General features: G+C 71.8%; 9 protein-coding genes (1 of these 9 only partly in view). 3 read left to right on the top strand and 6 right to left on the bottom strand.

Features of this window, described 5'->3' with window-relative positions:
• Positions 1 to 316: 316 nt before the first annotated feature.
• Entirely contained in the window at positions 317 to 2,374 is a 2,058-nt protein-coding gene (locus SD37_RS42665; protein ID WP_063774562.1) for an ArnT family glycosyltransferase, read from the bottom strand.
• A 166-nt stretch (positions 2,375 to 2,540) separates the two neighbouring features.
• On the opposite strand from SD37_RS42665, the gene SD37_RS16695 reads away from it, so the two are divergent.
• From SD37_RS16695 to SD37_RS16685, 3 genes are all read left to right on the top strand, one after another.
• Positions 2,541 to 3,077: a metal transporter gene (locus SD37_RS16695; protein ID WP_236725387.1), complete on the top strand. Its 537-nt coding sequence runs from the start codon at positions 2,541 to 2,543 to the stop codon at positions 3,075 to 3,077.
• A 130-nt stretch (positions 3,078 to 3,207) separates the two neighbouring features.
• Positions 3,208 to 4,344, top strand: a complete 1,137-nt coding sequence (locus tag SD37_RS16690; RefSeq protein WP_044850754.1) for a sensor histidine kinase — start codon at positions 3,208 to 3,210, stop codon at positions 4,342 to 4,344.
• Positions 4,341 to 5,006 carry a response regulator gene (locus SD37_RS16685; protein WP_044850630.1) on the top strand — a complete coding sequence of 222 codons (666 nt, stop codon included), beginning with the start codon at positions 4,341 to 4,343 and terminating at the stop codon, positions 5,004 to 5,006. Before SD37_RS16690 ends, SD37_RS16685 begins: the two co-directional genes overlap by 4 nt.
• A gap of 23 nt (positions 5,007 to 5,029) precedes the next feature.
• Here SD37_RS16685 and SD37_RS42660 read toward each other — a convergent pair whose 3' ends face one another.
• The 5 genes from SD37_RS42660 to SD37_RS16665 form a co-directional block, all read right to left on the bottom strand.
• Positions 5,030 to 5,347, bottom strand: coding sequence for a hypothetical protein (locus SD37_RS42660; protein ID WP_145926640.1), 318 nt, complete (start codon positions 5,345 to 5,347; stop codon positions 5,030 to 5,032).
• Between the two features lie 112 nt (positions 5,348 to 5,459).
• Positions 5,460 to 8,045, bottom strand: a complete 2,586-nt coding sequence (locus tag SD37_RS16680; protein ID WP_083254983.1) for an amino acid adenylation domain-containing protein — start codon at positions 8,043 to 8,045, stop codon at positions 5,460 to 5,462.
• A gap of 35 nt (positions 8,046 to 8,080) precedes the next feature.
• Positions 8,081 to 8,905: an SDR family oxidoreductase gene (locus tag SD37_RS16675; protein WP_044850631.1), complete on the bottom strand. Its 825-nt coding sequence runs from the start codon at positions 8,903 to 8,905 to the stop codon at positions 8,081 to 8,083.
• 3 nt (positions 8,906 to 8,908) lie between these two features.
• Complete coding sequence (locus SD37_RS16670; RefSeq protein WP_044850632.1) at positions 8,909 to 9,619, bottom strand: thioesterase II family protein; 711 nt, start codon at positions 9,617 to 9,619, stop codon at positions 8,909 to 8,911.
• Between the two features lie 162 nt (positions 9,620 to 9,781).
• A protein-coding gene (locus SD37_RS16665) for a non-ribosomal peptide synthetase (protein WP_065912852.1) crosses the window boundary here: on the bottom strand, positions 9,782 to 19,156 show its 3' portion. The gene runs 16,716 nt beyond the window's last position; 9,375 of the gene's 26,091 nt are visible here — the last part of the coding sequence; its start codon lies beyond the right edge, outside the window; it ends in the stop codon at positions 9,782 to 9,784.

The raw sequence follows: 19,156 nt of genomic DNA, 5'->3' as shown, positions 1-19,156 counted from the left end.
AGGCCCCTCCCGACCTCGGGAGTGGCGCAATGAAAGGTCCTTTCCTCGCAAAATTTGCGAGGAAAGGACCTTTCATTGCGCCGGTTCATCCTGGGGTTCCGAGGGAGCGGGGGCAGGGCCTCGCGCAGTTAGCCTGGATCCATCGGTGATCGTGGGTGAGGTTGGTCGTGAGTGTTGAGTGTCGTTAGAACGACACTCAACACTCACGACCAGCTGGACAGGGAGCGCGGGTGTCCCATGCGCCTCGCCGGGGACGGTCAGCGTCTCAAGCGTGGCGCTCGCGACCCTCCCGAAGCCGAAGCGGGCGTCACGGGGGTCAGGCGCCGGCGGTGCAGCGGAAGACGAAGAGGCCGGGGTCACCGCCGTGCTCGGCGGGCGGTACGAGCGGGCAGCCGGCCGCCGCCCAGGCCACGATCCGGTACAGCTCCGAATCGGTGGTGAGGAGGCCGCCGGCGCCGCCCAGCACCACGTACCGCAGTTCCCCGGCCGCCACCATCTGCCGTACCTGCGCGAGCGTCGGCTCCGGTACCTGCCCGGAGAATCCGCCCATCGGCAGGAACCGCTCTCCGGTCGGCACGATGAACTGACCGGCGGTCTGCCAGGACGTCGTGGCCGCGAGGTAGCGCGCGCCTTCGCGATTCGCCTGCAGGTAGTCGTACAGCCTCCGCTGCGCGTCGGTCAGGGTGTCCCTCGTGCCGCTGTCCAGATCCACTCCGACGGGCCCGCTCGGCCCGGCGCCGGCCTCGAAGGCGGTGCCCGCGTACTTGTGGTCGAACGCCGACAACCCCCATGCGCACGGAAGCATCAGCACCGCGGCGAGTCCGGCGACGGCCGCGGGCGCGACCGTCGTGCGCTGCAGGACGCCGACGGCCAGCACAGCGGTCGCCACCGCCGCACCGCCGAGGGAAATCCAGGCCAGCCAAGGCAGGAAGTCCGCGTACCGCGTGGCCAGGTACCCCACCCACGCGAGCTGCGCGACGAGCACCGAAGGCAGCAGCCAGGCCGTCCGGCGTTCGCGGTAGAGCCGCAGGCCCAGCACGGCCCCCGCCGCGGCCAGGGCGGCCAGCGGCGGCGCGAGGGCGACGAGGTAAGCGCTGTGCATGACGGTCATCCGGCTGAGGACCACGGCGAAGGTGAGCAGCCACAGCCCCCACAGCAGGAATCCGCCCCACACCGGGTCGTCGCGCCGGGTCCGGCGGTACCGGACGAGACCGGCCGCCAGCCCCGCCAGGGCGAGCGGGTACAGCCAGCCGACCTGGGTCGCGTAGCGGTCGCCGAACAGCTTGTGCCAGGCCTGGGGCGGTTCTTCGGCCTTGGGCGCAGGCGCTGGCTCAGGTGCAGGTTCCGGAACGGGTTCCGCGCCGGGCTCAGGAACGGGTTGCGGCTCCGGGACTTCGGGCGGCGGGGCGGCCAGGCGCTCGAGTTCGGGCGGCAGCACCAGGTCCGCGGAGCGCGAAGGATCCGTGAAGTCGGTCCGGGCGGCGCCCGGAACATGGAGTCCGAACCGGTCCACACCGTTGTACCCGAACACCATCGAGAACGCGTTGTCGTTGGTGGTCGCGTCCACGTAGGGCCGCTCCCCCGCGGGAGTCACCGTGTAGAGCAGGACCCAGCTCAACGAGACCGCGGCCAGGACGACGCCGGCGATCGCGACCTGTCCGGCCCGCCGCCGCCACGACGCGGGAGCGACGAGCAGGTAGGTCACGGCGAACGCGGGCACCACCATCCAGGCCTCGAGCATCTTCATCTGGAAGCCGACGCCCACCCAGACCGCGGCGAGGATCAACCAGCGCGTCCGTGCCCCCGCCACCGCGATCATGAACGCGTCCGCGGCCAGCAGCAGGCACAGCGTCAGCGCCCCGTCTTCCATGGCGTGCCCGAACACCGAGGCCACGATCGGCGTGAGCGCGAACAGGCCCGCCGCCAGCAGGCCCGCGGCGGCACCGAGCCAGCGCCGCACCAGCCGGTAGAGCACGAGCACCGAAAGCACTCCCCAAACGACCTGCGGCAGCGTCAGCGACCACTCGTGATAGCCGAAGATCCGCGCGGACAACGCCTGCGGCAGAAAAGCCCCGGCGAGTTTGTCGAGGGTGATCGAAGCGCCCGGATCGAAGGCACCGTAGAAGAACGCCTTCCAGCTCACCGACATGCTCTTCACGGCGACCGCGTAATAGTCCGCGTATCCGCTCCGCCCGATGTTCCACGAATACAACGCGCCCGCGAGAACGACGATGCCGAGCAACGCGGGACGCGCCCAGTGCGGTTGATCAGGTGGTGAGCGCCAGAACCGCAGCCGCGTCCGGCCACGTTCGGGCGCCCCGGCGGATTCCGTGGTTCCGGTCTGCGTCAACGGGGAAAGAGTCTCTTCGGCCACGGCGAGCCCCTCGACACGTAGGTGAAGTTACTGCGGTGAAGAGCACTTTAGGCGCCAGGAGCCGGACCACCGCAGTGTCAATATCGGCCTAAAGCACGGCCTTTCCCGCGCCCTCCTGTACTTTTGACCGGTTACCCGCGCGACGGCGCTTCCTATTCTTGGCCGCATGACTTCAGCGGAACGACCAGCGGGCATCATGGTCAACGTCGGCCTCGGCATCGTGTTCGCCGCGGGGATCGTGTTCACCGCAGTCATGCTCATGAACAGCTGGGGCGGCACGTCCTGGGTGTTCGGCTCGACCGTCGCGGTGGTGCTGTCCGGCCTCGCACTGCTGCGCGAACGGCAGAAGACCCTCGTCGCGGGCGCGGGCGTTGCCGTCGCGGCCCTCGCCGTCGTGGTGTCGCTGATCGCCGGTGACTCCTTGCCGAAGGAGCCCTCGCCCATCACGGGACTGGCCTTGGCCGTCCTCGTCGGCTCCGCGATCCGGACGCTCCCGAGCGGGACGGCCATGGCCATCGCCGCGGGCGGGATCGCGGTCACCGTGGGCGCCTGGGTCGACGGGCGGACCACGGTGCCGTACCTGGCCACTGCGGTCATGGTCATCGCGCTGGTGGTGGGGCCGTCGCTGCGGGCCCGCGATCACCACCTCCGGGTGACCGGTGCCCCGCCGCGGTCGTACTGGTCCGATTCGCCCCAGCGCTGACATGCGCGAAGACGCTCACCACGCTCGGCCCGTCGGCCAGGACGAAACCCCCAGGTCCGACCGCTTCGGGCTGCCCGAGTCGCCGCCGCACGGCCCCTCCGTGCGGCGGCGATTCGGTAATCTGACCGGCGTGACCACTCCGGAGCGCTGGGTCAAGGTCGCATCCGACACCGGGCTCGGCGTCCTGTTCCTCGCCGCGATCGCGCTCCAGGTCTTCGCCCTCGCGTCCAGCTGGGGCGGCGTGTCCTGGGTTCCGGGCGCCCTCGCCGCCGTCGTGGTGTGCGGGCTCGCCCTGGCACGACGCCGCGAGCGCACCTGGACGGCGGTAGTCGGGCTCATTGTCGTGGCGCTCACGATCCTGCTCGGCCTGCTGCCCGCCATCCACCTTCCCGCCGAACCGGGACCGGCCATGGCGCTGGGCCTCGCGGTGCTCATCGGATCCGCGGTCCGGGCACTGACGCCGGTGCGGGCCGGTGCCATCGGGGGCACCGGACTGCTGCTGATCGCCGTCCAGCTCATCGCCGGGCCGGTGTCGGCCGTACCCGCCATCGCCGCCGCGGCCTGCCTGGCGGGAGTCACGGCAGGGCTGGGGCTGCGGCTGCACGACGGCCGGACGCGGGCCGCCGCCGACCGGGTGCGCCGGGACGAACGGCTGGAACTCGCCAGGGAACTGCACGACATCGTGGCCCATCACCTCACCGGGATGCTGCTCCAGTCGCAGGCCGCCCAGGTCATCGCGCGGCGGAATCCGGACAAGGTCGCGGAGACGCTGGCCGAGATCGAGGCCGCGGGCACCGACGCCATGATCGCGATGCGCCGCGTCGTCGAGTTGTTGCGCGACACCGACGACACGGCCCCCGCCTCACCGGAGCCGGAGGGGCTGGGCGAGCTGGTCCGGCGGTTCGGCAAACAGCACGCGAACGTCCGGCTCAGCACTCCCGGCGACGAGTCGGACTGGCCGCCCGAGGTGACCAGCACGGTGTACCGGATCGTCCAGGAGGCGCTGACGAACGTGCTGCGGCACGCGCCGCACGCCCGTTCGGTCGACGTGACCGTCGGCCGGGACACCGACGGCGTCACCGTCGAAGTCGCCGACGACGCCCCGCCGAGTCCGGCCCGCCCCCACTACCGCGGGGGCTACGGTCTGATCGGGATGCGCGAACGGGTCGAGACCCTCGGTGGGTCGCTGTCGGCCGGTCCGCGGCCCTCCGGCGCGGGCTGGTCCGTGCGGACGACCCTGCCCATCCCGACCAGGGAGCCCCGATGACCATCAAGATCCTGCTCGCCGACGACCAGGCGATGGTCCGCGCGGGCCTGCGGCTGATCCTGGAGGACCAGCCCGATATCGAGGTCATCGGGGAGGCCCAGGACGGCGCGGAAGCGATCAGCATGGCCAGGCGGCTGCGGCCGGACGTCTGCCTGGTGGACATCAGGATGCCCAAACTCGACGGCATCCAGGTCGCCCGCGCGCTGGCCGGCCCGGGGGTCACCGATCCGATGCGGATCGTCGTGGTCACCACCTTCGATCTCGACGAGTACGTCTACGGGGCGCTGCGCGGCGGCGCGGTCGGCTTCGTGCTCAAGGACGCCGGGCCGACGCTGCTCATCGAGGCGGTGCGGGCCGCGCACAACGGCGAGGCCCTGGTCTCGCCGTCGATCACCTTGCGGCTGCTCAAGCATCTGAACAGCACCGGTGAGGTGTCGCAGACCGATCCGGCGCGGGCGGCGGCGCTGTCCGGCCGGGAGATGGAGGTCGTGCGGACCATCGCCCGGGGGCTGTCCAACCGGGAGATCGCCGCCGAACTGTTCATCTCCCTCAGCACGGTCAAAAGCCACGTCGCCGGGATCCAGACCAAGCTCGGGGCGCGCAACCGGGTCGGGATCGCCGCGTGGGCCTGGGAGAACCGGATCGTCCAGGGCACCACCTGACTACGCGCCTGGGCGCTGGAATGTCACGAGCGCTTGTAGCTTTGGAAGTTGGCTATGCCGCCCTTGGCTTCACCGGGTGCCACATGCACCCGATTTGTTCCACCGCAGTTCTTGTCCCAGTACACGTAGTGGCCGTGGTCGGAACGGTTCAACGCGTAGGTGACCCAACCGCCGATATCGATGTTGATGCACTCCGACCCTTCGGCCGGAGGCCGATTGGCACACACGGCCCCCGTATTACAGAACCTCAGGTATCCGGACGGAACAGCCGCCGAGGACACCGCGGGCGCAAAGCTCAGCACAGCCGCCATTGCCGTCATCGTCACCACGGAATTGCGCATGATTCGCATCACTACCACTTCCTTTCGTTTACGAATGCTTCCACCCTTTTATGCTCTCGTACAAAGCCTCGACAACACCAGTGCCGACCAATAGACGTATCCGGACAGGCCGTCAGGACCGCAGCGCATCGGCCAGCGCGCGCACCGTGGGGTTGAGATAGAGCGCACGCGGGTGCAGTGGCGGCAGCCCGCGCTCGCGCATCGCCGCCGCGATCCGCATGGCCAGCAACGAATTCCCGCCTATTTCCCAGAAACTGTCGGACGCGCCGACGGCGAAACCGAGCACCTGCCGCCACACCGCCAGCAGCTCACTGGCGAGGTCGTCCCCCGCCGCAGGTTCATCGTCCACATCGGACTCCGGAAGAGACCCGGCCGCAGCGGGTTCCGGGAGCGCCGCGAGGTCCACTTTTCCGTTGGCGGTCACCGGAAGCGCGGGCAGCGCGGTGATGGTCGCCGGGACCATGTGATCCGGCAGGACACGGGCGATCCGCTCCCGCACCGCCGCCGTGGTCCCCGCCGAAAGCACCACGTACGCGTCGAGCCGTCCGGTGGCCGCGTCCGCCGCGTCGGTCCGGCGCAGCGTGACCGCGGCCGCGACCACCCCGGCGCATTCCGCCAGCACCGACCTGATCTCGCCCAGTTCGATGCGGAACCCGCGCAGCTTGACCTGGTCGTCCAGCCGTCCGAGGTGTTCCAGCACGCCGTCCGGCCGCAGTCGTCCCCGGTCGCCGGTGCGGTACATCCGCCCGCCGCCGAACGGGTCGGCCGGGAAGCGTGCGGCGGTCAGTCCCGCGCGTCGCAGATAGCCGAGCGCGATTCCGCGGCCGGCGACGTGGATCTCGCCCGCCACGCCCGGCGGCGCGAGCCGTCCCGACTCGTCCAGCACGGCCACGCGCCAGCCGGGAATCGGCCTGCCGACGGATCTCGACCCGGTGAGGGCGTGCCACCGGGTGATGGTCTCGGCGGTGACATGCACGGTGGTCTCGGTGATGCCGAACATGTTCACCAGACGGCAGCGGGTCTCGGGATACCGGTCCAGCCACGGCAGCAGGCTCGCGGCGTGCAGGGGTTCGCCGCCGAAGATCACCAGCCGGACCGCCAGCCGTTCGTGGTGCGCGCGATCCACCTCCGCGAGCGGGGCGAACGCCGACGGGGTCTGGCTCAGCACGGTGACCCCTTGCCCCGCCAGCAGTTCGCGCACCTGCTCCGGCGACCGAGACACCCAGTACGGGACGACGACGAGGTGCCCGCCGGTAAGCAGGCAGCCCCAGATCTCCCACACCGAGAAGTCGAACGCGACGGAGTGGAAGAACGTCCAGACGTCGGTGGCGCCGAGGGCGAAGTCGTCCCGGGTGGCGTCCACCAGCGCGACGACGTTGGCGTGCGGGACGAGCACGCCTTTGGGCCTGCCGGTGGAACCCGACGTGTAGATCACGTACGCCGCGTCGTCCGGGCCACCGCCGACGGTGGCGGGCCGGCCGTCGCCGCACAGGGCCTCGACGGTCTCCGGCGTCAGCACCCGGAGTCCCGGGGAGGCGGGGAACCCGGGGAGCGTGGTGATGACGACGGAGAGCCGGGCGTCGTCGACCGTGTAGGCGAGCCGTTCCGCCGGATAGGCCGGATCGAGGGGGACGTACGCGGCGCCCGCCTTGAGCACGGCGAGCAGGACCGCCACCAGTTCCGCCGACCGGTCGAGGCAGACACCGACGAGGTCTCCCGGGTTCACCCCGGCGCCGCGCAGGCCGTCGGCGAGCCGGCCGGACCACCGGTCGAGTTCGCGGTAGGAGACCTGACCGTCCTCATCGGACAGTGCGATCGCGTCGGGCCGTTCGGCGGCGCGCTCCGCGAACACATCCGGGATGCGGCGCGGCGCGCCGTTCGGGACGCGTGCCGGACGGCCGAGCGCCAGCACGTGCGCACGCTCCGCCTCGTCGAAAATCTCTTTCCCCGCCGTGCGATGGGCTTCGGCGAGATGCCGGACGAACTGGGCGGCGACCGGCGGACTCACCCAGGCGGGCCGGTAATGGCACCGCAGCTCGGCCGGGCCGACCGTGACGGTCAGCGGGAACGGGGGCGCCAGGCAGGACACGTACTCCCCTGCGCTGTCGAGAGCGAAGCCGTCGAGGGCGAACAGCAACCCCGCGCCGGCGGTCCGCCCTGGTGGCTCCCCAGGCTCGTACCGCGCGAGGACGGCGGCGAGCGCCGACGTCCACCGCTCGGGGTCCGGATCGGTGCCGGACGGCAAGGAGACCCGGAATTCGGCCTGCTCGTCGTCGCCGAAGGCCCGGTCACCCAGTCCCCATTCCGGTACGTGCTCCGCGCCGGACCGGCGGGCCGGTGCCCGCGACCGCGCGGGAGCCGGACCGCCCTCCAGCACCGCGGTGGCGAGCAGACGCAACGCCGGGCCGTCGAACGCGGCCCGGTGCGCGACCACCACCAGCTCCGCCCGGCCGTCGGAGTACTCGATCAGCGCGGCCCGCGCCCCACGCCGGGCATCGACGGGCCTGGCCAGCTCGCGGGCCCGGCGCCGGGCACCCGCCGGATCCTCCGCGGTGAAAGGGACCCGCTCGGCCCAGAGCGCTCCCGGCGCCGCGATGCGCGCGAAGCGCCCGGCGACCACGTCGGCGTCGACGGGGCCGTCGAGCCGGAGGCACAGCGCGTGGCAGTGCCTGGCGTTCCTGGTCTCTTGCGAGGACATGACCACATCCATCCAGGGTTCGGCGGCGGCCGCGGTCAGCGGGCGGTGAACCCGCCGTCGACGGTGACGACCGATCCGGTGACCTGCCGGGATCCGTCGGAGGCGAGCCAGACGGCGGCCTCGGCGACGTCGGCCGGTTCGATCAGGGCGTTCATGGGCTGCGACTGGACGAACGCCGCTTCGTGCTCGCCGTCCGGCACCCGCAGCGATCTGGCGATCGCCGCCAGCATCCGGCCCTCCACCGCGGGGTCGTCGCGGACCGACCCCGGGCAGAGGGCGTTGACCCGGACCTTCACCGGGGCGAAGTCGAGCGCCGCGGCCTTGGTCAGCCCGATGACGCCGTGCTTCGCCGCGACGTAGCCCGCGAAGTGGCGGTACCCGACCAGTCCGGCCGTCGAGGCGACGTTGATGATGCTGCCGCTCCGCTGGGCGGTCATGATCTTGCCGACCGCCGCCGTCGCCCGCCAGGCGCCGGAGAGGTCCACGTCGATCATCAGCTGCCACTCGTCTTCGGTGATCTCGTCGGTGGGGGTACCCGACGGCGTGGCGATCCCGGCGTTGTTGACCAGGACGTCGATCCGCCCGCTCCAGCCATGGGCGGCATCGACGGCCTGCCGCAGCGCGGGAAGGTCCCGCACGTCCGCCTGCCGGGTCAGCACGGCGGCGCCTCGCTCGCGGCACAGGCCGGCGGTGTGCTCGAGCTGGCTCGCACTGCCGAGCGGGTACGACACCCCGGGCAGGTCCGCGCAGACGTCGAGGAGGACCAGATCCGCACCCTCGCGGGCGAAGGCGACCGCGCAGGCCCGGCCGAGGCCGCGGGCCGCGCCGGTGATGATCGCGGTCTTGCCGTCGAGTCGCATGGCTCAGTGCTCCCGGTGGGCTAGTTCGTCGTTCACCAGGCGCAGCAGGGCACCGGGATTCTCCGCGAGGTACATGTGCCCGCCCTCGATCTCCTCCTGCGCGAACTCGGCGCTGGTCGCCTGCAGCCACTCGGCCGTCTGCGCGGCCGTCACCAGGTCGTCCTCGGTCCCGCGCACGGCGGTGATCGGCCGCGGCAACGGCCGGGCGAGCGTGGGCACGTAGTCCTCGTGCATCTCGACGTCCGCGCGCAGGGTCGGCAGGATCAGCTCCCGCATGTCCGGATCGGCGAGCGCCTCGTGGTCGTATTTGGCGAACTCCTTGACCCTGGCCAGGAACTCGTCGTCGGGGAGGCCGGTCGCGCGCCGGGTCCGCCGCGTCCAGGGGCCGGGCGAGCCGCTCACGAACAACCGCACCACGTCGGCGTCGCTGCGTGCGACCAGCAGGTGGGCCAGTTCGTAGGCCAGTACCGCGCCGAGGCTGTGGCCGAAGACCGCGATCCGTTCGCCGGGCGCGAGTTCGGCGGTGACGGCGGGCAGCAGCCCGGCCGCCGCCTCCGCGACGTTCCGGTACGGGTCCTCGGAAAGCCGCCATTCCCGTCCGGGCAGTTGCAGCGCGATGATCCGCGGGTCCCCGTCGGTCAGTGCCGCCCAAGAGTGGAAGAACGATGCGCCCGCCCCCGCGAAGGGGACACACACCAGGGATGTCCGTCGCATGTCCGCTCTCTCCGTTCCTTCCGCCGATGCTGTAGGCGGGTCCACCTCGGGGCGCTCCCGCGTTTAGTCCTCTGATGGCGGCCACGTGAGTCCGGCAAGCTCGGGGTGACGGTGGAGGATTCGGGACGTTGAGCGTCCCCAATCCTCCACGCTCGGCTCCCGTCATCGCGCTTCCAGCCAAGCCGCGATCGCCTGCCAGACCAGGGCCATCATGTCGGGGCGGACCATGTCCGCGTGCTCACAGGGAATGGACGTCTCGGTCAGCTCGCCGGAGACGTAAGGCGCCCACCGGTCCCGGAGCGGCCCGTCCTCCGGCGCGTTGTCGGTGGCCGTGAGGATCAGCGTGTCGCCGTCGAACCGGCCGGTGGAGTGCGCGCCCCGGATCCGGGTGTTGTTCTCGAAGATCCGCGCGAACACGGCGATCTCCTCGTCGGAGAACCCGCCGAGCAGGTGGCCGAACTCGGTCCGGATCACCTCCTCCCACGGCTCGTGCTCCTCCGCCGCGTCACCCGCTTCCCTCATGCTCTCGTCGATCGGGAAGGAGTCCATGATGATCAGCGCGACCTCCTCGCCCTGCGCCCGCAGCCGGACGGCGATCTCGTGCGCGGGCGTGGCACCGAAGGAGTAGCCGACGAGGTAGTACGGACCGGACGGCCGCACCGCGCGCAGTTGCCTGATGTAGTCGGCTGCCATCTCCGCCACCGAACCCGCGAGCGGGGTCCGGCCGTCGATGCCGCGTGCCTGCAGGCCGAAGACGGGCACTTCCCGCGGCGCGTGCCGCGCGAAAGGTGTGTAGCACCAGCTCAATCCGCCCGCCGGATGCACACAGAACAGCGGTGGACGGTCGCCGGTGCCGCGGATGGTCAGCAGTACGCCGAGCGAGCCCCGCACCGACGACAGGCTGAGCGTGTTCAGCAGCGCGGTCGCGGTCGGGGCGGCCATCACGTCCTGGACCGAGGTGGTGATGCCCTTGCGCTTCAGCCGTTGCACCAGGCTGACCGCCATCAGCGAATGCCCGCCGAGCGCGAAGAAGTCGTCGTTCACCCCGACTTCGGGAAGCCCGAGCACTTCGGCGAACGTCTCGCAGACGGCCTGTTCGAGGACCGCGAGCGGTCCGTTCGCTCCGCCGGTGCCCGCTCCGGCTCCGTACTGGGGCGCGGGCAGCGCCTTCCGGTCGAGTTTGCCCTGACCCGTCAGCGGCAAGGCTCCCAAGTGGACGAACGCGGACGGGACCAGGTAGTCCGGAAGCCGTTCTGCGACATGGCCTCGCAGCGCGGTGTCGTCGAGAGTGGCGTTCTCGTGCGGGACGACATACGCGACGAGACGTTTGTCCCCCGGAACGTCCTCACGCACGACGACCGCCGCGTGGGCGACACCCGCGTAGCCGCCGAGCACGGCTTCCACCTCGCCCGGTTCGACCCGGTACCCGCGGATCTTCACCTGGTCGTCCGCGCGCCCGACGAAGACCAGCGTTCCCTCCCGCGACCACTTGACCAGGTCCCCGGTGCGGTACATCCGCGCTCCGGGCGCCCCGTGGGGGCAGGCCACGAACCGCTCCGCGGTCAGCCGCGGCTGGTTGGCATAGCCACGCGCGACACCGGCCCCGGCCACGTACAGCTCCCCGGCGACACCGTCGGGCACCGGGTTCAGCGACCCGTCGAGGACGTAGACCCGGGTGTTGTCCATCGGCCGTCCGATCGGCGCCACGCCCACGACCTCGCCGGCGTCACGGACCTCGTGCTGGGTGGCGCACAACGTCACCTCGGTCGGCCCGTACAACTGCCGCACGACCACGCCGGGATTCGACTCCAGGACCCGCCGCACCGCTTCGGCCGGGACCACGTCCCCGCCCGTGAGCACCTCACGCACCCCGGTGAAACAGGCCGGATCCTGCTCGGCCAGCACCCGCAGCAACCCGGCGGTGACATGCACGTGGGACACCGCGTGCGCGGAGATCCACCGCCGGAGCACGTCCACGTCCACCCGCTCGTCCGGCGCGATCACCACGGCTCCGCCCGAAAGCAACGGCACCCACAGCTCGTACGACGACGCGTCGAAAGCGTGCGGCGCGTGGAACAACACCCGCGCGGGCGTTCCCCAGCACCGGTCCTTCGCGAGGGCGACCACGTCCCGGTGGGTCACCACCACGCCCTTCGGCACACCGGTCGACCCCGACGTGTACATCACGTACGCCGCACTGGCCGGGGACACCGGCGGCACCACGGCCCCGCCGTCCGTCTCCGCGCTTGGCCCGGCCGAGATCCGGCGAAGCCCCGCCGTGCGAACGAATTCGTGGCCGCTGGTGGTCTCGTGCACCACCACAGACCGGGCGCCCGCGTCCCGGACGACCGCGCGCATCCGGGCGACCGGCCACGACGGGTCCAGCGGCAGGTACACCCCGCCCGCCTTCAGCACCGCGAGGAACGTCACGACCACATCGGCCGTTCTGTCCAGCAGTACGGCGATGGTCTGTTCCGGTCCGTCCACCGCGAGCGCCCGCGCCAGCCGTTCGGAGCGCGCGTCCAGTTCGGCGTAGGTGAGGGTGAAACCCTTGTCCACCACCGCGATCGCGTCCGGAGTGGCGGCCACGCGCTCGGCGAAGGCCTGGGGCACCGAAACATCCGCCGTCGCGACCGAGGTGTCGTTGCGCCTCTCGACCAGCTCGGCCGACGCGGCTTCGCCCAGTACGTCCACCGCGAACAGCGGCGTGGCGGGCGCCTCCGCCAAGGCGGTGACCAGGTTGTCCAGGCAGGTGTGCAGAAGCGCGCAGACCTGGTCGGGATCGGCGGGGGCCACCGCGTCCACGGCGATCGTGAAGCCGGTCCCGTCGACGTCGATGGCGACGCCGAGCGGATAGTCGGTCAGATCGCGGACGGACAGCAGCCCGATGCCGTCCATCGTCTCCGCCTCGTCCCTGGACACCTCCTGGTTGTGCCGGTAGTTGAACAGCGAGGTGAACAGCGGGCTGCCGGACAGGCCGCTGGCCGCCTGCGCCAGTGCCAGCGGCGCGTGCTCGTGGACCATCAGGTCGGCGAGCTGGTTCCGCAGTCCGGTCAGCGCCTCGCCGACGGACAGCCCGGCGAGCCGCACCCGCACCGGAAGGGTGTTCATGTACAGGCCGGGAACGCGGTCCGCGCCCGCCCCCGAGTTCATCCGGCCGAACACGATGGTGCCGAACACCACGTCGTCCCGGCCCGACAAGGCCGCCAGCACGCGGGCCCACGCCAGGTGGAACACCGTCGCCGGGCTCACCGCCAGCGAACGCGCGATCTCCTTCAGCCGCAAGGAAAGCGCCTCATCCACCCGGAGGCCGGCCTGCCCGGTCGTCGTTCCGTCGCCGTGGACCTCGGTCAGCCCGTACGGCGCGGTCGGCTCGGTGACGTCGCCGAGGACCTCCCCGAAGTAGCGCTCGTGTTCCTCCCGCGACACCCCGAACCGTGCCTGCGCGACGAACTCCCGGAACGGCAGCGGCGGCGGCAGTTCGTCGGTCCGGCCGGCCAGATGCGCCCGCAGCTCGGTGAGCATCACCTGCATCGCGGTGTGGTCCTGGAGCAGGTGGTGGACCCGGAGCAGGCACAGCCACCGGTCCGCCCGCGGATCGGCGGCGACATGCGTGGTCAGGAGCGGGGCCTGGTCCAGCGGCATCCAGTCGCGCACGGCGGCGGTCAGCGCCTCGGCGGGATCCGCCTCGCCCGGCGGGAGCACGACCTCCGAGATCGGCAGCGCCGCGTGGCGCACCACGACCTGCACCGGCTCGGGAAGCCCATCGGAAAGGACCGCGGTGCGGTAGATGTCGTGCCGGTCCACCACCCATTGCAGGGCCGTGAGGAACTCGTCCAGCCGCTGCCGCGACTCGAACTCCATCACCGCGGGCGTGACGTACACGTCCGTGCCCTCGTGGCCGACCATCAGGTTGTGGAAGAAGATCCCTTCCTGCAACGGCGCCAGCGGGTACACGTCCGCCACGTTCGCCGCACCGCCGGGAACCTGCTCCACCAGCCTGTCGACCTCCGCCTCGGTCAGCTCGACCATCGGCAGCATCTCCGGCGTGATCCTCTCCGCCCCGGCCGGGATGAGGTTCGGCGGGACGACCACCGGTTCCGGGCCGGACGCGGTGGCCAGTCCCGCGGGCGTCGGCGTCACGAACAACGCCCGCACCGAAACCGACACCCCGCGCTGCCGCAGCCACTCCACCAGCGACACCGCGAGCAGGGAATGCCCGCCCAGCGCGAAGAAGTCGTCGTCCACCCCGACCGAGGGCAGCCCCAGCACCTCGGCGAACGCCTGGCACAGCAGCTCTTCCTCGGTCGTGGCGGGGACGCGGCCCGAACCGGTCGTGTAGGCGGGCGCCGGCAGCGCCCTCCGGTCCAGCTTGCCGTTGACGGTCAGGGGCAACGCCTCCAGTTCCACCACCGCCGACGGCACCAGGTACGACGGCAACCGCTCCGAAGCGAAGGCCAGCAGCCCGCCGACCTCCACACCCTCGTCGGGCACCACGTACGCCACCAGCCGCGGGTCGCCGGGCGAGTCCTCCCTCGCGATCACCGCGATCCGGGACACCCCGGGATACGCTGCCAGTACGGCCTCGACCTCGCCGGGTTCGATCCGGAACCCGCGGATCTTGACCTGATCGTCCGCGCGGCCCGCGAAGACGAGCTGCCCGTCGGCGTCCCAGCGCACCCGGTCGCCCGTCCGGTACATCCGCCGTCCCGGCTCGAACGGGCAGGCCACGAACCGCTCGGCGGTCAGCAACGGGAGCCCGAGATAGCCGCGCACCAGGCTCGCGCCCGACAGGTACAACTCGGCGACCACGCCCGTGGGCACGGGACGCAGCGCGGCGTCCAGCACGTACACGCGGGTGTTGGCGATGGGACGGCCGATCGGCACCGCCTGCCCCGGTTCGAGACCGGGACGGCACCGCCACACCGTGGCGTCGACGGTCGCCTCGCTCGGTCCGTAGGTGTTGAACATCGTGCGGCCGTCCGACGTCCACCGTTCGACCAGCTCCGGTGGGCAAGCCTCGCCCCCGACGTCCAGCACGAACGCCGGATCCAGCACGCCGTCGGGCATCGTCGCCGCCACTGCGGGCGGCAGCGTCGCGTGTGTCACCCCTTGTCCGACCAGGAACCCGGCCAGCTCACGTCCCAGCCGCCGCTCCGGCGGCACGATCACCAGCGCCGCCCCCGACAGCAACGCCAGCAGCCATTCCTCACAGAACATGTCGAAACCCACCGACGCGAACTGCGCGACCCTGCTGCCGGGCCCGGCCCCGTACCGCTCATGGCTCACCGAGAGGCTCACGCACGCCTCGTGCGTGACGACCACGCCCTTCGGCCGTCCCGTCGACCCCGACGTGTAGATCACGTACGCCGGATGGGACGGCGACAACGGCGCGAGCCGGTCGAGGTCGGTCACCGGGGTGGACGCGTACTCCGTGGCCTCGTCCTCGAAGCCCGGCGCGTCCAGCACCAGTGCCGGGGCGGCGTCCTCGATCATGAACCGGACGCGCTCCGCGGGCAGCTCCCGGTCGATCGGCAGGTAGGCGCCCCCTGCCTTCAGCACCGCCAGTACCGCGATCACCAGCTCCGGCGAGCGCTCCAGGTTCAGGCCCACCACCGATTCCGGCCCGACCCCCTGTGCGATCAGCCGTCGCGCCAGGCGGTTCGCGCGTGCTTCGACGTCGCCGTAGGACAGCTCGACGCCGTCACCGGCGAGGGCCGTCGCCTCGGGTGCCCGCGCCGCCTGCTCGGCGAACAGCTCGGGCACCAGCCGGTCCGGCACCGGGCGGGCGGTGTCGTTCCATTCCTCGACGATCCGGTGGTATTCGGCCGGATCGAGTACCTCCACCGCGCTCACGCGGACTTCGACGTCGGCCGAAACCGCCGTGAGGACACGGATGAGGTACCCGACGAGCCGTCCGGTCGTGTACTCGTCGAACAGATCGGAGGCCGCGGTGAGGGAGCCGGACATCCCGGCCGGGGCACCGGTTTCGTCGAAGGTCTCGCCCAGGCTGAGGTCGAGGTCGAACTTGGCCGACACTCCCGCGCCCAGCACCAGCGGGGCCGTCCGCAGACCCGGCAGCCCGGCGGCCGGTCCGCCGCCCGCCCCGGTGGTGTTCTGCACCGTGAGCATGACCTGGAACAGCGGATGCCGGGCCAGTGACCGCGTCGGTGACAGCTCCTCGACCAGTTTCTCGAACGGCACGTCCTGGTTCTCGTACGCCGACAGGCTGGCGGCCCGCACCCGGGCGAGCAGTTCGCGGAACGTCGGGTCGCCGGACAGATCGCTCCGGATCACCAGGGTGTTCACGAAGAAGCCGACCAGCTCGTCCAGCGCCTGGTCCATCCGCCCGGCGACGGCGGCCCCGATGGGGACGTCGGTACCCGCGCCGAGGCGGTGCAGCAATGTCGCGAGCGCCGCCTGCAGCACCATGAAGACCGTCGCGCCCTCGGCCCTCGCCAGCTCCAGCAGCCGCGCGTGGACCTCGGCGGGCACCAGGATCGGCAGCTCGTGGCCGCGGTGGGACGCCTCGGCCGGCCGGGGCCGGTCCGCGGGCAGCTCCAGTTCGTCCGGCGCCCCGGCGAGCGCGCCCCGCCAGTACGAGACCTGCCCGGCCAGCACCGTTCCCTCGGCCTCCTCGTCACCGAGCAGATCCCGTTGCCAGAGCGTGTAGTCGACGTACTGCACCGGCAACGGCTCCCACGCGGGTCCGTGCCCTTCGAGACGGGCCGTGTAGGCCGTCGCGAGGTCGCGGGCGAGCGGTTCCATCGACCAGCCGTCACCCGCGATGTGGTGCACCACCAGGACGAGCGCGTGCTCCGCCGTGCCGAGGCCGAACAACCAGGCGCGCACCGGGATCTCCGCGGCGAGGTCGAACTCGTATCCCGCCGCCGCGGCCGCCGCCGCGTCGAGGTCTTTTTCGGACACTTCCGCGAAGTGCAGCTCGAATCCGGTCTCCGCGATCGGCAGGATCCGTTGGCACGGCTCCCCTTCAGTGGTCTGGACCACGGTGCGCAGCACCTCGTGGCGCTCGATCACGTCGCGGAACGCGGCCTCCAGCGCCTCCCGGTCCAGCTCGCCGGACAGCCGGAGGCCCAGCGGGATGTTGTACGCGGCGTTCGGCCCGTCCAGCTGCCCCAGGAACCACAACCGCCGCTGCGCGAACGACAGCGGCACCCGATCGGGCCGCTCCCGCACCACCAGCGCCGCCCGCCCCGGCCTGGCCTCGCCGAGCCTGGGGACGAGGGCGGCCGGGGTCGGCGTCTCGAACAGCGCCCGGACCGGCAGCTCGACGCCCAGCACCGCGCGGATCCGGCTCACCAGCCGGATCGCGAGCAGGGAATGCCCGCCCAGTGCGAAGAAGTCGTCGTCCATGCCGACCGACGGAAGCCCCAGGACCTGGGCGAAAGCACCGCACAGCAGTTCTTCACGGGCACCGGAGGGCGCGCGTCCTTCAGCGGCGGTGTAGCCGGGCGCGGGCAGCGCGGCGCGGTCGAGCTTCCCGCTGACCGTCAGCGGCAACGAGTCCAGCTCGACGACCGCCGACGGGACCAGATGCGAGGGCAGGCGCTCCGCCACGAAGGCCCGCACGGTGTCCACCGGCTCATCGGAGTCCGCGACCGGCACCACGTACGCCACCAGGCGCCGATCGCCGGGGACGTCCTCACGGATGACGACCGCCGCCCGGTGCACCGCCGGATGCGCGGCCACCACGGCCTCGACCTCACCCGGTTCGATCCGGAACCCGCGGATCTTGACCTGATCGTCCGCGCGGCCGAGGAACACCAGCTGCCCGTCCGCGGCCCAGCGCGCCCGGTCGCCCGTCCGGTACATCCGCCGTCCCGGCTCGAACGGGCAGGCCACGAACCGCTCGGCGGTCAGCCCCGCCCGGCCCACGTAACCGCGGGCCACACCGGGACCCGCGACGTACAGCTCGCCCGGCACACCGGCCGGGACAGGCGCCAGCCTGTCGTCGAGCAGGCACATCCGGACACCACCGATCGGACGGCCGATGGGCGGCGCCTCGCCGGGACGCAGGACTTCGCTCAGCGTGCACAGCACGGTGATCTCGGTCGGGCCGTAGGCGTTCACCATCCGCCGCCCCGGGGTCCAGCGCCCGACCAGCTCCGGCGGGCACGCTTCCGCGCCCACCACGAGCGTGACCAACGCGTCGCCCGCGTCCTCGGGCACGGTGGCCAGCACACTCGGCGGGATCAGCGTGTGGGTGATCCGGTCCGACCGCAGCACCCCGGCGAGTTCGTCCCCCGCCAGGGGCCCCGCCGCCGCCGGGACCACCAGCGTCGCCCCGCACGACAACGCCATGACCATTTCCATGACCGACGCGTCGAAGCTGAGCGAAGCCAGTTGCAGGACCCGGGACGCGGCGTCCAGCGCGAACGACTCGATCTGGGCCCGCGCCAGCTCGGTGAGGCCACGATGGGGGACCACCACGCCCTTCGGCCGCCCCGTCGAGCCGGACGTGTAGATCACGTACGCCGGGTGATCCGGCAGCAGCGGGGTGATCCTGTCGGCGTCGGTGACGGCGCCGTCGTCCAGATCCGCCAGTTCCGCCTCGAACTCCGGAGCCCCCAGCACGACCACGGGCACGCCGTCCGGCACCACCGCCACACTGTCGGCGTTCGTCACCACCAGCGCCGGACCGGCGTCGGCGAACATGAGCCCGACGCGGTCGGCGGGCAGGGCCGGATCGACCATCAGGCAGGCCGCACCGGCCCGCGCGATCGCCAGGAAGGCGATCACCGGTTCCAGCGAACGCTCCAGCACCACCGCGACCACCGATTCCGGCACGGCGCCCCGCGCGATCAACAGCCGCGCCAAACGGTTCGTGACGGCGTCCAGCTCCCGGTACGACAGTGCGACGTCCCCGCGCGACAGCGCCACGGCGTCCGGCGTCTCGGCCACCCACTCCGCGAACAGCTCCCCGAAGGGCACCGGCGGCACCTCCCGGGCCGGCCCGGTCCCCGCCTCCAGTACCCGGCGTCGTTCGGCGGCGTCCACCACCGCGACCGCCGAAAGCGCCGCACCCGGGTCTTGTTCGAGCACTGAGGCCAGGCTGTCCAGACAGGCGTGCAACAGCGCGCAGACCTGCTCGGGATCACCCGGGGCGAGCGCGTCCACGGTGACCAGGAACCGGTCCGCCACGTCGTCGACGGACACCGTCAGCGGGTAGTTGCTCTGCTCGCGGTACGCCAGCAGCTCGATGCCGTCGCTCGCGTCGCGCTCGTCCGGCTCCCCGCCCTCGGCCGGGGCCGCCGTGAAGCGGTAGTTGAACAGCGACGTGAACAGCGGGAGGCCGCCCGGCACGCCACTGACCGATTGCGCGAGGGTGAGCGGCGCGTGTTCGTGCACCATCAGCCCGGCGAGCTGGCCCCGCATGGCCGAGAGCGCCGCGCCCGCGCCGGTGCCGTCGAGGCGGACGCGCACCGGCAACGTGTTGATGAACGGCCCGGCCGCCCGCCGCACGTCGGCCGTCGCGTTCATCCGTCCGAAAAGGACGGTGCCGAACACCACGTCGTC

It is taken from the genome of Amycolatopsis orientalis (assembly GCF_000943515.2).
Taxonomy (GTDB): Bacteria; Actinomycetota; Actinomycetes; order Mycobacteriales; family Pseudonocardiaceae; genus Amycolatopsis; species Amycolatopsis orientalis.
This window is presented reverse-complemented; position numbering and strand designations above follow the sequence as displayed.